15 protein-coding genes are annotated in these 14,601 nt (G+C 40.6%); 7 read left to right on the plus strand and 8 right to left on the minus strand.

Going from position 1 to position 14,601, the window contains the following annotated elements:
* Window positions 1–11: 11 nt before the first annotated feature.
* From gltS to mutT, 3 genes are all read left to right on the plus strand, one after another.
* A complete protein-coding gene (gltS, locus tag AC623_RS16225) occupies window positions 12–1,205 on the plus strand; it encodes a sodium/glutamate symporter (RefSeq protein WP_049664357.1) in 1,194 nt (397 codons plus the stop codon).
* Between the two features lie 165 nt (window positions 1,206–1,370).
* Entirely contained in the window at window positions 1,371–1,499 is a 129-nt protein-coding gene (gene yhfH / locus AC623_RS21205; protein ID WP_082174452.1) for a protein YhfH, read from the plus strand.
* A 125-nt stretch (window positions 1,500–1,624) separates the two neighbouring features.
* Complete coding sequence (gene mutT / locus AC623_RS16230; protein ID WP_049664360.1) at window positions 1,625–2,029, plus strand: 8-oxo-dGTP diphosphatase MutT; 405 nt, start codon at window positions 1,625–1,627, stop codon at window positions 2,027–2,029.
* A gap of 38 nt (window positions 2,030–2,067) precedes the next feature.
* Here the strand turns inward: mutT and AC623_RS16235 are convergent, their stop codons facing one another.
* From AC623_RS16235 to AC623_RS16245, 3 genes are all read right to left on the minus strand, one after another.
* A complete protein-coding gene (locus AC623_RS16235; protein WP_049664363.1) occupies window positions 2,068–4,974 on the minus strand; it encodes a DUF3427 domain-containing protein in 2,907 nt (968 codons plus the stop codon).
* A gap of 28 nt (window positions 4,975–5,002) precedes the next feature.
* On the minus strand, window positions 5,003–5,443 hold the full coding sequence (locus AC623_RS16240; RefSeq protein WP_049664366.1) for a GNAT family N-acetyltransferase: 441 nt from the start codon (window positions 5,441–5,443) through the stop codon (window positions 5,003–5,005).
* Between the two features lie 134 nt (window positions 5,444–5,577).
* The gene (locus AC623_RS16245) at window positions 5,578–6,033 is read right to left on the minus strand and encodes a GNAT family N-acetyltransferase (RefSeq protein WP_049664369.1); all 456 of its coding nucleotides are present in this window, start codon (window positions 6,031–6,033) and stop codon (window positions 5,578–5,580) included.
* A gap of 213 nt (window positions 6,034–6,246) precedes the next feature.
* On the opposite strand from AC623_RS16245, the gene AC623_RS16250 reads away from it, so the two are divergent.
* Together AC623_RS16250 and AC623_RS16255 are read left to right on the plus strand one after the other, a co-directional pair.
* Window positions 6,247–7,578 carry a S1C family serine protease gene (locus tag AC623_RS16250; protein WP_049664372.1) on the plus strand — a complete coding sequence of 444 codons (1,332 nt, stop codon included), beginning with the start codon at window positions 6,247–6,249 and terminating at the stop codon, window positions 7,576–7,578.
* 213 nt (window positions 7,579–7,791) lie between these two features.
* The gene (locus tag AC623_RS16255) at window positions 7,792–8,256 is read left to right on the plus strand and encodes a hypothetical protein (RefSeq protein ID WP_049664376.1); all 465 of its coding nucleotides are present in this window, start codon (window positions 7,792–7,794) and stop codon (window positions 8,254–8,256) included.
* Between the two features lie 218 nt (window positions 8,257–8,474).
* On the opposite strand, the gene AC623_RS16260 is transcribed toward AC623_RS16255, so the two are convergent.
* A complete protein-coding gene (locus AC623_RS16260) occupies window positions 8,475–8,768 on the minus strand; it encodes an SAV0927 family protein (RefSeq protein WP_049664381.1) in 294 nt (97 codons plus the stop codon).
* Window positions 8,769–9,037: 269 nt separating this feature from the next.
* A complete protein-coding gene (locus AC623_RS16270; protein WP_053104160.1) occupies window positions 9,038–10,729 on the minus strand; it encodes a hypothetical protein in 1,692 nt (563 codons plus the stop codon).
* A gap of 242 nt (window positions 10,730–10,971) precedes the next feature.
* On the opposite strand from AC623_RS16270, the gene AC623_RS16275 reads away from it, so the two are divergent.
* Both AC623_RS16275 and AC623_RS16280 read left to right on the plus strand, forming a co-directional pair.
* Complete coding sequence (locus tag AC623_RS16275) at window positions 10,972–11,649, plus strand: response regulator transcription factor (RefSeq protein ID WP_049664386.1); 678 nt, start codon at window positions 10,972–10,974, stop codon at window positions 11,647–11,649.
* Entirely contained in the window at window positions 11,642–12,880 is a 1,239-nt protein-coding gene (locus AC623_RS16280) for a sensor histidine kinase (protein ID WP_049664389.1), read from the plus strand. The genes AC623_RS16275 and AC623_RS16280 overlap by 8 nt, the downstream gene beginning before the upstream one ends.
* A 23-nt stretch (window positions 12,881–12,903) precedes the next feature.
* On the opposite strand, the gene AC623_RS16285 is transcribed toward AC623_RS16280, so the two are convergent.
* Genes AC623_RS16285 through AC623_RS16295 form a run of 3 tightly spaced genes read right to left on the minus strand, consistent with a single transcriptional unit; the run spans window position 12,904 to window position 14,595 of the window.
* Window positions 12,904–13,455 carry a ferric reductase-like transmembrane domain-containing protein gene (locus tag AC623_RS16285; RefSeq protein ID WP_049664392.1) on the minus strand — a complete coding sequence of 184 codons (552 nt, stop codon included), beginning with the start codon at window positions 13,453–13,455 and terminating at the stop codon, window positions 12,904–12,906.
* Window positions 13,452–14,381: an FAD:protein FMN transferase gene (locus tag AC623_RS16290; protein WP_049664395.1), complete on the minus strand. Its 930-nt coding sequence runs from the start codon at window positions 14,379–14,381 to the stop codon at window positions 13,452–13,454. The genes AC623_RS16285 and AC623_RS16290 overlap by 4 nt, the downstream gene beginning before the upstream one ends.
* Window positions 14,347–14,595, minus strand: a complete 249-nt coding sequence (locus AC623_RS16295; RefSeq protein ID WP_049664397.1) for a hypothetical protein — start codon at window positions 14,593–14,595, stop codon at window positions 14,347–14,349. The genes AC623_RS16290 and AC623_RS16295 overlap by 35 nt, the downstream gene beginning before the upstream one ends.
* Window positions 14,596–14,601 lie beyond the last annotated feature (6 nt).

Raw genomic sequence — 14,601 nt, forward strand, 5'->3', positions numbered from 1 at the left:
GGAGTGAAAATATGACAGCCGAAATCAACCAAGTGACGACGATCTTCTTAGCAGTCGCTGTCTTCATAGCTGGGACGTTTTTAAATAAAAAGTTACCTTTTTTGGACAGGTTCTGTATTCCTGCCCCTGTAGTGGGCGGACTCTTATTCGCTATAATCGCCACGATCTTAAAAAGCCTAAACCTCTTAACGATCAGTTTAGATACTTCTATGCAGGGACTATTCATGCTCACGTTCTTTACAACCGTCGGTTTAGGAGCAAGCTTCGGCTTAATTAAGCTTGGCGGCAAATTGCTTGTTATTTACTGGCTATCCTGTGGATTTTTAGCTCTTATGCAAAATGTGATCGGGATTTCTTTTGCCAAACTGCTTGATATTCATCCGCTTATTGGCGTCATGGTCGGTGCCGTCTCAATGGAAGGCGGACACGGGGCGGCCACAGCCTTCGGTACGACGATTGAAAAAGCAGGCATTGACTCTGCTTTATCAATCGGACTAGCTGCGGCTACACTAGGATTGGTAGCCGGCGGCTTAGCGGGCGGACCGATTGTGAAATACTTAGTAAACAAATATAATTTAAAACCAACAGAACCAGAATTGAATACAGCATCAGCTAATTTGGAAGATGCTGATGCCCCTGTTACATCGCAATCATTTATGATGCAAGTCTTTATTATTACGCTGTGTATGGCTGTAGGGTCGTATCTCGGAAATGTATTTACGAATCTTACCGGGTTTTCTTTACCTGATTATGTAAGCGCTATGTTTGTCGCTGTGATCGTCCGAAATATCCTTGATCAATTCGATAGAAATATCATTCAAATGAAAAGCATTTCGATTATTGGTGATATTACGCTAGGCATCTTTTTATCAATGGCGTTAATGAGCATCAAACTCTGGGAAATCGCCAACCTCGCCCTTCCTTTAATCATTATCGTGATGATTCAAGTCGTGTTTATTGCTCTGTTCGGCATCTTCGTCCTTTTCAAGCTGCTGGGCAAAGATTACGACGCTGCCGTGATGGTCGCCGGCTTTACCGGCCACGGTCTTGGAGCGACTCCGAATGCCATCGCTAATATGAGTGCCGTTGTGAATAAGTTCGGCCCTTCGCAAAAAGCTTTTCTGATTGTTCCAATCGTCGGCGCTTTCTTAATTGACGTGTTCGCGATGCCAATCATTATTACAACGATTAATATGTTTAGTTGAACAACTGCTGCCAAAGCTTGAAAGATTAAGCTTGGGCAGCAGTTTTTTAATATTTCTAAAAAAAACGAAAACAATTGTATAACAGTTGTTGACTTTATAACACTGTTATAATACAATAAATTTAACAATAAATCAGAATAATTAAAAAACAAGGAGGTCATCACAATGATGCCATTAGAATTTTATCGAAATATTCCTGGGAAAGAATGCTGCCAGTGTGGGGCACAAATGATCGAACAACATGAGTCTTATCATAATGAATGTGAATATTGCCTAAGTAAAATAGAGGAATAAATTTCTTCTCGCCTGCTCTTTCAAACAATAGAGCAGGCTTTTTACTGTTTTCATCTTTAATGAACACTATGTTACAGTGAAAGAGCAGAATTTTATTTGTCTCATACATAAAGGAGTTGGCTTTTGTGAAGAAAACCATTCAAGTGGTCGCAGCTGTCTGCATAAATGAACAAGGGGATGTATTATGTGCATTGCGTTCTCCCGATATGTCTTTGCCTAATTTGTGGGAATTCGCAGGGGGAAAAGTAGAAAAAGGGGAAACACCTGAGGAATCGCTCGTTAGAGAAATTCAAGAGGAACTTGGCTGTACGGTGAAGGTGCATGAATTGATGGAAGATATTTGCCATGAATACCCAAATATCATCGTAAATCTGTTAACGTATCGGACAACCATTGTCGAAGGAACCCCAAAAGCAAACGAACATGCCGAAATAAAATGGGTACCCCTTCAAGAGCTGCGCTCATTAGAGTGGGCACCCGCTGATATTCCGACGATTGATAAACTGCTATCGTCTAAAGTGGATATATGAATAAACTAAAGTGGCACGGCAAAGGGTGCCATGCCACTTTATAACCCCTCTGTACCTGTCTTAATATAGTGATAAAGATTTGTATCAACTGTCTTTTCCATCACCATATTCATCCGGACAACTGGAATGTTTTTCCCTTTCTTATCCTTCATCTCTGTCTGTTCTACGCTCTGTCCATCCGGAGAGGCTTGCCCCAAATAATAAAAGTCGCCGCCTTCATCGTTATCCTTTTTTACAAAAACATGAATATCAATGTTTCTTTCTTTTGCCTTAATAATATTTTGGACTTCTTCTGATTCCAGCTTTCGATTGCTCCTCGTATACCACTTAAGAACATTTTGGCTGAGAAACTCATCTCCATAGTCAACACTCGCCTCTACCTCTTCATGTTTATGATAAGTGATAAAAATCGGACATGTACCATGCTTTGTTTTATAGCCATAGATGGTGGACTGCTCATTATTGTCCCAATTCAACAGGCGGCAGGCATCTTTTCTCGTATACTTTTGATACAAGGTCAGCGGCTGGCTGCAGCTGTAAAGCTTGCTTTTCTCTTTAGCGCTTTTTATAATATCGAGCACCATATTCTTAAAATGCGGCTTAGAATGAAGACTCCTCTCTACCATGTGGTTTAGCCGGTATCGCTTATCTTCCCCGATAGAAACGACTGGCTGATCCCCGTAAAGACTTCTTTCGCTTTGAGTAAAAAAAGATAAATTAAGAACACGCTGCACAGAAGCCAATGTTTCTTCATCTGCCCGGCAATTGAACTGATTCAAGTAATGAATATACTCTGCACGTGACACGCTCTTTTTTTGCAGCAAGCCTTCCAGCAAAAGCACCTCATGCTTCCTCTTACCATTCAATACTTCGAGCGACAGCATCGCCAGCACTTTATTTTCATAATCGGTTAATGCCTGAACCTCTTCTCCCATTTTCATTAAAAACTGATGATAGTTCGAATACTTTTCTGCAACAACTAGCGGATCGATCGAATGGTTATGGATAAAATCATATAAATAAGGAACTCTGCCAATCTTGTTTTTCAAGTGAACGAACGCTTCTTTTAAAATTTTCGCCGCTGTCAAATTGCTTTTATTAATCGCTTGAAAAATTCTCTTCTTAGCGATTTCTTCAAAATTGACGGTGGAGACTCCTTTAATATAACTCGTATCTAGTGTCCGCCGCCGGATGGCATCCTTACTCTGTGACCGATCACCAGAAAGCGCCACGGGGATTAAATAGTTATTTTTATAGTTGCCAATGAAGTCAATAACAGTGACAAACTCTTTCTCTTTATGCTTCCGAAGTCCTCTTCCTAATTGCTGAATGAAAATAATGCTGGATTGCGTCTGTCTTAACATGACTACTTGATTAATACTCGGAATGTCGACTCCTTCATTAAAGATATCGACCGACAATATGTAATCTAGCAGTCCTTCCTCTAGTTCCTCCACTCGTCTGGCTCTTTCTTCCTGTGAGCTCTCTCCAGTTAAAGCCGCGGTGCGAAATCCTTTTTCATTTAGTTTGGCCGATAATTCCTTCGCTTCCTCTTTTCTGCTGCAAAACATCAACCCTTTTACTGTAGGGCCGGAGAAACCGTAATAGTGTATTTTTTCTATCAAATGATGAATCCGCTCTTCCGTCACAAGCTTTGACAACGCAGCAGTATCATCGATCGCCTCGCCATTATATTCAAAATCCGTTACACCGAAGTAGTGAAAAGGACAAAGCATCTCTTCTTCCAACGCTTCCTGGAGGCGAATTTCATAAGCAATATTATAATCAAACAGCTCATAAATGTTCACGTCATCAGTACGTTCAGGAGTAGCCGTCATGCCCATTAAGAATTTAGGCTTAAAGTAATCGATCACCCTTTGATACGATACAGCACCGGCTTTATGTACTTCATCGATTAAAATATAATCAAATGCATCAGGCGCGAACTGCTCCAGCGTTTCTTGCTTCGAGATCGTTTGAATCGTCGCAAATAAATACGGAGCATCCGTCTGTCTGCTTGTCCCCGTTAACGTACCAAACTGCTCATCTATCCCGCCAAGCACTCGCTGAAAATCAGCTTTGGCTTTATTTACTATTTGCTCCCGGTGAACGATAAACAACATACGCTTAGGCGCAAAACGTCTGACATCAAAAGCTGAAAGATACGTTTTTCCTGTCCCGGTTGCTGAAATCACCAATCCCTTCTTTTCACCCGCATCCCGGACTGCCTGGATTTCCTGCAAAGCGGCTGTTTGCATCTTGTTCGGCTGAATATTAAGCGAATCAATTAAAGGATTTGCCATGTAGGAAACAGGCCATTCTGCCACTTGATCTGCTGCTCTGCTGCCAGCGAGTTGAACGTACTCCTTTTCATAATCAGCAATCCACTGCTCTGTCAATGGCTGTGACTTCTCCCATATATTTTTAAATTGCCGGCGAAAATGATGAACAATTTCGCCATTTTCATGAGAGGTCAGCTTTATATTCCATTCATAATTTACCTTCAATGCGCTAGCAGTTAAGTTTGAGCTGCCGACAACGAGCGAATAATACGATCCATGGTCAAAGATATAGCCTTTGGAGTGAAACCCTTTTACATTCGTTAATCTTACTTCCACATTTGTAATTTTCAATAGTTCTCTAAACACTTTCGGCTTATTGAAGCTTAAAAATGTAGAAGTTAAAATCCGCCCTTTAATGCCCTTCCGCTTTAAATCAAGAAAATGCGATTTTAACGCCGCTAGTCCGCTCTCTGTAATAAAAGCAACCGAAAACATAAACGACTGGCTATACTCAAGCTCCTCTAGCAAGGAGGAAAGGACATTTTCATTCTCTGTCATATTATTCACTAACAGCTTTGGCTTATAATTTCCCGTTTGACCGGTGCTTTGATTAATAAACCCTTTATACAAAGAAGCTTCTAAATTCTGAATAAAGTTTTCCATAGTCTCACCATTTCTACTCCCTTAAAGATCACACACTCAGCTCATAATAGAAAAACGCTTCATCCTTCACCCATCCGTCTGATTCGTACAGATGCTGAGCTGTCGTATTATCTACTGCTGTTTGAAGCGTTAATCCCTTCGCTTCCGTCTCTTTAGCGAATTGTTTTGCAGCATGTAAAAGCTTTCTTCCTACTCCCTTATTTCGGCTTTCCGCCGTGACATACAAATCATTTAAAATCCAAACTCTTTTCATCGAAACGGAAGAGAAGGACGGATACAATTGCGTAAATCCCATATACTTATCCTCTTCCACCGCCACAAAAATAACAGACTCCTCTTTTTCCAGCCGTTCGCGGATAAATTTCTTTGCCTCTTCTATATCGGATGGCTGTTCGTAAAAAATTCTGTATGAATTAAACAGCTCCGCTACTTCATTTAAATCTTCCTGTGTTGCTTGATAAACGTCCATCGCCCTTTCCCCCTGTTCTAAATTCTCTACACGTACAGTGTATATCATTAGATTAAAAATTAAAAAGAATTTTCAAACTTTTTTCTCTATTTTTATCCCCTTATGAATAATAAATTCACCTTGTCATAAGCCTCTTACTTAATTTCATAGTTTAGCCATATCGCTTTACTTGCGCCAGCTTTATCGTATAAAGACTGAGCTGCTAAGTTATCATGAGCTGTTTCCCAAATCATATGAGAATAACCATGCTCCCTAATATAATGAATACACGTGTGAAGCAGCTTCTCACCAATGTGCTGCCCTCTTGCAGCTGATGTTACATATAAATCATAGAGAAGAGACATGCGCTTTACTTCCAACGTGTTAAATGTAAAGTATAAAGTGGCAAAGCCAACGAGTTGATGGGATGGGTTTTCTGCCACAAATTGAATGCCCTCGTAAGGATTTTTAATTAAATGCAACATTAATTTCTCAAGTGCCTCTTCATTCGGACGGTCACACTTATAAAAACCAACAATATATTCATACATCAAATCCATCAGTTGCGGGATGTCATGTTCAGCGGCAGGTCTAATGTTTACAGTTTCCATATTTCACTTCATCCTCCCTATTTATTAAATGCAACAAACATTCATGCAAGATATATGCCGACACCGCTAAGCATAGCTGCTTATCATCCCAAATTATTATATTTAGTTCTTCATATCTCGTTTATTTTCACCGTACAACCTTCATTTCACTTCAAAGATGAGTATATTGTAGTGGATTTAGAATTCTCATGACGAGATGAAGAGGTGAAAGCGTTGAAGAAGAGAGCCCTTTTTACTGTGCCCATTAGCATTTTACTCATCGCCGTAATCGTTACCTCATTTTTCTTATTAAGTCTCAAACCGAATGCTACAGGTATTTCTCAAGCACAAAAACTGTCCGAGTACTCCAAACCGGCCGTTGTACGAATTATCGACTACGCAGTCGTCGAATGGCAGTTTAACGATTATTACCCAGAGATTGAGGCTCTTCTACAGGAATTGGATTACCAAACCGTCATTGGCGGGTCCGGATCGGGGGCGATTATTAGTCCAGACGGTTATATTGTGACGAATGCCCATGTCGTAGAAGGAGCTAAAATGCAAGAAGCAGACCTGGCAAATGCTGCGTTCGAACAGCTTGTTGCGCTCGTAGCCGAGCATTTTCAGGTAGACTACAATGAAGCCTATGAATACATGGTCACCTACACGCAATACACGAAAGTAACGAGAGCACTAAAAGTGATTTTACCGGGCGGCGATGTGTTAGACGGTGAAGTGAAAAGCTATGGAGCCCCGATCAATGAAGGAAAAGATGTAGCCGTTTTGAAAATCGAAGGAAAGAACCTTCCAACCTTGCCACTTGGAAAATCAGAAACGATTGAAGATCAGGATAACGTTTGGGTGCTTGGTTATCCAGCAGCCGCGGAATCTGACTTGTTGTCACCGGATTCCTCACTCGTCTCTTCCATGAACGCTGGGCAAATTTCAGCCACTTCTAAAAAGACCGAACAAGGAAGCCCGGTCATTCAATTAAATGCAGCCGCCACACATGGAAATAGCGGCGGGCCAGTCATCAATGAAAAAGGTGAAATTGTCGGTTTATTAACCTTTAGAGGAGATACGGTGAACGGCCAGGAAGTGCAAGGATTTAACTTTGCTGTTCCCGTCGATACCGTAAAAGAATTTGTCAACCAAGCAGGGGCTAAAAATACAAGCAGCCCAACCGATCAACTTTTCAAAGAAGGCTTAACTCTGTATTGGGGCGGCTATTACAAAAATGCCCTGGAAAAGTTTGAAGCCGTCCAGCGACTCTTCCCGAACCATCCGGAAATTAAGCAATACATTACAAATGCCCAGAAAAAAGCAGACAACAGTAAGATCCTGTGGTCTGACTATCGAACGATCTTCTATATTGTAGACGGTGTTGCTGCACTGCTCATTATTCTTCTCATGGTCTTTACCTTTGCGATGAAGCCAAAAACGGCTGTAGCTTCCACACAGAAGAATACCATTCCAGATTCAAACGGTGATGGAAAAATGGATATTGAAGATATTATCATCGCCCTGCAAAAACAGCAAAAGGAAGATAAGAAGAAAGATGAATAAGTAAAGGAGAGGGAGAGCCCTATGCCGCTCTCCTTCTATTTGTTTTCACTGCGTGAATTATAATTGGTATGTCCTGTTTTACATTTAAGAATCCTCAAGATAATTGTAACTTTATGTTAAAATTGGATATATGAATATACTTTTTATGAAATGAATAATTAAATCAGGAACGAAATGGATGTATTTTGCAATGTGGAAATTAGGTGGTGCTAAATGAAGACGTTTTTAAAATTATCAATAACATTATTTTTAGCTTTTACATTAACAGGATGTTTTGCCGAAGATTATGATGTGGGAGTTCCAACTGCTCATTTAAATTTTGATATCATGTCTGTCAAATTAACAGAAGCAAATATTAGTTGGAATACAGCAAGTGAAGATGTACAGCGAAAAATAGAAAATATTGAAGAATACGCAGCCTCACTCGATGAAATAAAGGCCTTCCCTGGTCAAAAAGTGTCTTTAGAATTTAAAGAGAACGAAGATAATGGTGGGGATATTTGGACGGACCCCAAGATAACAGTTGCCCTATTAAAAGATAACAAACGAATCGAACTTGCCTTGGATGATGATGGAGAATTTCAGTTTCCAACTAACAAAGGGAGTTACGTGCTCGAAGTTGAATTTCTAAATTCCGCAGGCAGTGCCCAATATGTAGGGAATATCTCCATTCAGTAATATAAAGAAAAAGGGATCAGAATGGAAATATCCCTAGTAAATTTAAGTGTTCGGGTTGTTGACAAACGCTCGTTTTCTTCGTTGTTCATCGAGCTCTGTGGTTTGATAGACTAGTTTTTAATCAAGCTAGGCTATTAAATTTACACTCTCAAACACTTGGTAAACTTACGCGTTTGAGAGGGCGTGAAAACTTCTGCTCATTACAGCTATCCTTTCGCTTAATAAACAATTGCAGCCGGCTCATATTTTCCTAATGCTGTATAGAGGAAATCCTGGATAGCTTTCGTATCCTCTTGTTCCACCCCTAGTTTCGGTGCCCAGTATTCACTATCCTCGATGTCCTCTTCACACATTAAAATCATTCTGTTGTTTTGAAGAGAGAGGACAATGCTATTGCCTGAGAATTGCTTCGTATCAATAATCGCAAAGTCGTAACGATGATGATCGGTGATCAAGCACACGAAGCGATTTGATTGCATTTCAGATTCATCCATCAAGAAAGTTACATCCATATTATTTCACCCTTTCGCATTTTTAGTGGTCTTAGCAGGGAACTTCAGTTGGAACATTCCCCTTCTTTTTGTATTGTTGAATATCAAAGCAAGAAGTGTGCCACTTTTGAAAAACACGATGAATGGAGAAGAAATGGGGTCTCATTAGTCTGGACCCCTGTAGCTGATCAGCTAAAAACAAAAAGAAAAAAGCCGCTTTTATTCAATTTTGGGTTGCCCAATCCCATTTTGAATAAAAACAGCCTTCTTTTTTAAGAAAATACGTATTGTCATCGAATATCAACCTTAAAAATCTGTCCCCCCCTGCTAGCAACGATGATAGAGTCATGAAAAATGGCGGGAGAAGCTTCAATGTTGGAACCTAAATAAAGTTGGTTCAGAGTCTTTCCGGTTTTTCCATCTATTAAAAACATTGTACCAGTAGAGTCGCACTGAATGATATACGCCTTTCCATTTTTATCGTATAACACAGCCGGAGAGGACCATGTATAATTCGGCATTTCCCATCTCCAAACTTCTTCTCCAGTTGTCTTATTAAGCGCTACGAATAAGCCAGCATCCATTTTTTTATGCCGGGCAATTGTGAAAATCGCCAGATCCTGTATGTCTTTTTGGCCAACAATAGGAGTCGCAAGCAGGCCCCCGTTCACGCTTTCATGATAAAAAGCCGCATACTCCTTTTTCCATATCACGTCACCCGTCGTTCCATTGATTTTCCGAATAAGAGAATGACTCCCGCTTCCTCTTCTTTTATCTACTTCTGTTCCTGTATACAGAACCGGAGTCCCTTCCTCGATATCGATAACAATCGAAGCATCGGTATCATCGGTTCCCGGCAATGCCCAGATCGGCTTCATCGTCATCAAGTCGATGCCTTGGACGCTGCCGCCATTATCTGCAAAGAAAGCAAGATTTCGATAGACAGCGACGGAATTCTCAATCCCCTGATAATCGTTTCCATTTACGTTGTAACGGTATTTGACCAGCTCGGGGGTAACCGCAATGCTCTTTGCTTCTTTATTAAAGACGGTATGTAACTTTGCGCTGTAAAACAAGCCGTTCTCGCCGCCAAGTAACAGCGTATCCGTTTCCCTGTTCACTAAAGCAGAACCATCAAATGCTCCCCACTGACGGTAAGCATCCGAATCGTTTCCCGGAATAAAGTGCAGCATCTTCCCATCTAGCAAACTAAAAATCCGAAAACCGATTTCTCCTTGCTGAGGAATGCCTTGACCGACATAGAGTAACGGATAGCCACGTGGATCAACGGATACACTCCCCTTAATAGGGTTATGAATGCAAATTGGTTCTCTAGACTGCCGTCCCGACTCTAGGTCAAAGAAATAAATGTTTCCATCTAAGCTCGCATAAATGACTTCTATAAAATTTTCCTTGCTTTTAAACTCCTCTTTCACATTCATGATTTCTTTTACATCGGCGGGCCACTTTACGATAGCTGGCTGTCCTGTCCAGCCAGCTCCTCCACCCCATTTAGGGCTTGAACCTGTTGAAAACGACCATACCTTCTGTAAAGAACGAGGGTTCGTTTTTACCTCTCCGTAACTGGATGTATTTCTAAAATGATTTCCACGAAAAGTCAGGATTCCCTCTACTTCCGTATAGACATCGGGAAACACAGAAGCTGCTTGCCAATCGTATACCTTGTTAGCCGGAAAAACATTAAAGGAAAGATTCTGCTGGGCCTGCGGCTCAACCTTCAGAAAATCTTCATCAAGCTCCCTCTCTACCGCTTCTGGTTCCATCTCGTCAGGTGTAACAGCCGGTTTTTCTTTCTCCACTTTTGTCATTTCACTTGCCTGCGTGCCTTTACCCGCTTCCTGAGGGGCACACGCTGCTATTAAACTAAGACAAGCGAAAAGGACGAGCATCATTCTATTCTTTTTCAATCTGGCTTCACCCTTCACATATCCTTCTACAATTAATAAATGGATTATTTTCAAAGCATCCCCTTTCTTATATCATAGGTATAATGTCATATACCCTACTATTTTGTCGGAGAAAAAAAGTTATTTTCGCCATTTTTTGCTTCCTACGGGGTCATTCCTCCGCGACACTAAAGTGTTAAAGGAATAGGATTAAAAAGGGATATACAATGAAAATTGTCATAATTTTTCAGATGATTTTCAGAATGGTTTGTTATTCTAAAAACAGAACCATACTGTACTGTGAGGGGGTTTTTCTTTTGAATATCTTATTTGCGGAAGATGACGAGAGATTGGGAAAGTTAATTTATCACTTATTACATAAAGAATTTGGCCGGATAGATTGGGTAAAGGACGGAAAAGCGGCTTGTGAATACGCCTTATTTACCGACTATGATGTTATCATTCTCGATTGGATGATGCCTGAACTAAGCGGCATTGAAGCTTGTCATAAACTGAGAAAAAACGGATACAAGGGTGGGGTTTTATTTCTTACCGCCAAAGATTCGGTCGAGGATGTGGTAGAAGGACTGGATGCTGGTGCTGATGATTATATTATTAAACCATTTAAATTTGAGGAGCTTGCGGCCAGGTTAAGGGCGCTATCAAGAAGAATAGAAAAGCCTTTCGAAGAAATTCTCTCCTATGATGATTTGCAATTAAATTTAAGTACACGGACTGTTAGCCGCCATCAGCAAACCATCGAGCTGTCAAAAAAGGAATATGATTTGCTAGAACTTCTGATCCGTAACCAAAACCAAGTCCTCACAAGAGACATTCTGCTTGAAAGAATTTGGGGATTTAATGTCCATGTAACCGAAAATGCCCTTGATGCTCTCGTAAAGCTAGTGCGAAAAAAAGTGGACCAGCCTGGAAAGCCTTCTATTATTAAAAACGTAAGAGGGGTGGGATACAAGTTGAGGGATCGTCATGTTTAAGACCGTAAAATCAAAGCTCACTCTGTTATTTACAGGTTCTTTGTTAATCATTCTAGCACTTTTCATTCTTACCTTATACCTGTTTATCCCAGGAGCGATAAAGAACAGTGAACTAGATGAATTAGCAAAGTTCTACCACGAGGAGGAGCATGAATGGATAGAGGAGTTATTTGAAGATCACTACGAAGATATAGAATTCAAGCCGGACAGAAACATCTTCTATTACTTGTTTAATCAACACGGTCAATTGATTAAAGGGGAAGAAACAACGAAACAACTATTTCATTATATTAAGAACCATGAGCTTCAAAAAACACCCGAAGGATACAATAAAGAGCTAGAGTGGAAGAATTCTCATTTACTTTTGAGCCATCATACGATTAAACGCGGCGAACAAACCCTTGGAAGTGTCATCGTTGGAAAAGATATCACAACAGAAAAACACTTGATAAAAAACATTATATGGATACTTATTTTGCTTTCTGCCTTATTTAGCGTTCTCTTTGCATGGACAGGATACTTCTTTGCGGACCAAGCGATAAAGCCTATCCAAAAAGCTTACACGAAACAAAAAAAGTTTGTCTCGGATGCCTCTCACGAACTAAGAACACCCCTTAGTATTTTTTATAGCTCTCTTGAAGTGATTGATAAGGAAAAAGAAAATTTGAGCCCTTTTGGCCAGAATGTATTAGAAGAGGCAAAAAAAGAAGCAGAGTTAATGAATAAGCTGCTCAACGACTTGCTGGTATTAGCCCGCAGTGACCAGCATCACTTTGAATTAGAATTACAAGATGTAAATCTTTCCTTGCTTACAGACGACTTGCTTAAGCGATTTTCGAGAATCCTCCCCTCTTCCTTAACGATTGAAAGCATGATCGAGAATGAAATTATGATGAAAGGCGACCGAGATCGTTTGCAACAATTACTTTATATTTTATTGGACAATGCCTCGCACTATACAAAAGAAGGCACTATCACGTGTACGGTAAAAACAATAGGCAAAAAAATTGTCGTAAGCATAAAAGACACGGGCAACGGCATTTCACCAGATGATTTACCGTATATCTTCGACCGTTTCTATCGTGGCGATCCTTCGAGAAACAGAAAAGGGGCTGGTATTGGGCTTTCTATCGCTAAAACAATTGTTGAGGCTCATGGCGGGATGATAACGGTGCACAGTGAACTTCACAAAGGAACTGAATTTTCCATTAACTTCCCCCGAAAAAGCTAAAAAACGCCAATGATTGGCGTTTTTTAATTTGGTTTCTTTATTGGCTGTAAGAGCCCTTCTACATAGCGAAGCACAAACAGCAAGAGGACGAGTGAAATACTTCCCGCATAGACAGAAATAATTCCCGTTTGTTCTGTATCTGTACCAATCAATATACCGTGAAGAACCATTAATATCCACGCTGGCAGGACGAATAAATGTACCTTCTTCCACAAATTTCTCCCTAATTTCTTCATAAAAAAATCTGACGTGATCATGACTACGAAAAAAAGGAAGAAGGAAAGAGTCCCAAGTGCGGAAGAGAAAGGGGCATAGTCAGCTGTAAACGGAACGAGTATCTCCGAAACTTGATAGGAAATATACTCGTCTTTCGATAACAGAATCATATGGAAAAGGATGACTAAAAACCCCACCCACCCACTCGTCTGGTGAAGCTCGATCATAAAAGGTTTTTTTCGTTGACATAACCCCATACGGCTTAACAAGCCGGCTGAAATGGAAAATGTCATTAGAAACAACGCTAGAAAGCCCGAAAAACGGATTAAATGCCATGTAGAAAAAAAGTCAAAACTCATGTATGGTTCCCTCCTATCTCTACCTCACCATTAGATTTAACGAGGACAAATTTAAAACGATCATGAAGCTTTTTCAATTGGACTTTTGCCTGTTCCAGATTGTCCATAAAGCAAAGCTTTGCCCCGATTTCAGCATCTAGACAGTACTCTGTGAGAACGGTCGCCTGTATGATTGGTGAATCCACTGGCATTCCCGTTCTGCCATCTAACAAATGATGTTTTTTTGTTGCCCCTTGCCACCAGCTTCGGTAGACAAGGTTAGACGTGGCAATTCCGCCATTTTGAATTTCAAAAAATCCAATTTCTTTATCCTCCTGAAAGGGGGCCATGACTCCTATTCTCCATGTCTTTTCTCCATTTGACCACACTTTTATGTCACCGCCGCCGTCCACTATTCCGCAACAGCTGCCAGCGTGCGTCTGCAGCCACTTGGCGATCGCTTCTACAGCATATCCTTTTGCTATTCCTCCAAGGTCGACTTTTTGAGCTGTTTTCTTTGTAATGGCACGATCCTTATGGAAAATTAACGGCTGGCTTTCTAATTCACCGTCCATCTTCGCCTCTTTCTCGTTCTCCTCTACTAAAAAGGGAAAGGACTGTTTGTACCCATGTGCTTCAAGGTGAGAGAGCATATAAGGTGAAAACCTTCCTTCTGTCTTCATGCGATAATCTTCTGCTTTCTTCAAAAGATCATACAGTATAGGAGAAACCACAACGGTTGAATCTTTCTCAAGCTGGTTGAAAAGCCATAATTCATTGTGGGTAAGAAATCTTGAGAAGGCACGCTGGAAGTAGCGAAGCAGGGAAACAACCAGGCTTTTCCAATCAGAAATCGTACTATTGGACACCGATATAAAAAAGGAACTGTCCATCACTTCCATTTCAAGTGTATCAGTCTCTTTTTGATTTTCTTGAAGTGCGATCACTTTTCCCGCCCCCTTCGTTTATTTCTTGAATAGAAAAATCACCCCAATCCAGCTTCACAAGTTCCTGTTCCCGCTTGCTCATCGTATCGTTCACTTCTCCTGCTACTGTATTGGTACCACTGGCCTCATAATCCTCTAATTGACCAACAATAAAAGCGGAGAAGGCTATTCCCGAAACGCCGACTATCCATTTTGCTTTAGCACTTTTTTTCATGTTCTT

The sequence above is a fragment of the Bacillus sp. FJAT-27231 genome (assembly GCF_001183975.1).
In the GTDB taxonomy this organism is placed as follows: domain Bacteria; phylum Bacillota; class Bacilli; order Bacillales; family Domibacillaceae; genus Pseudobacillus; species Pseudobacillus wudalianchiensis.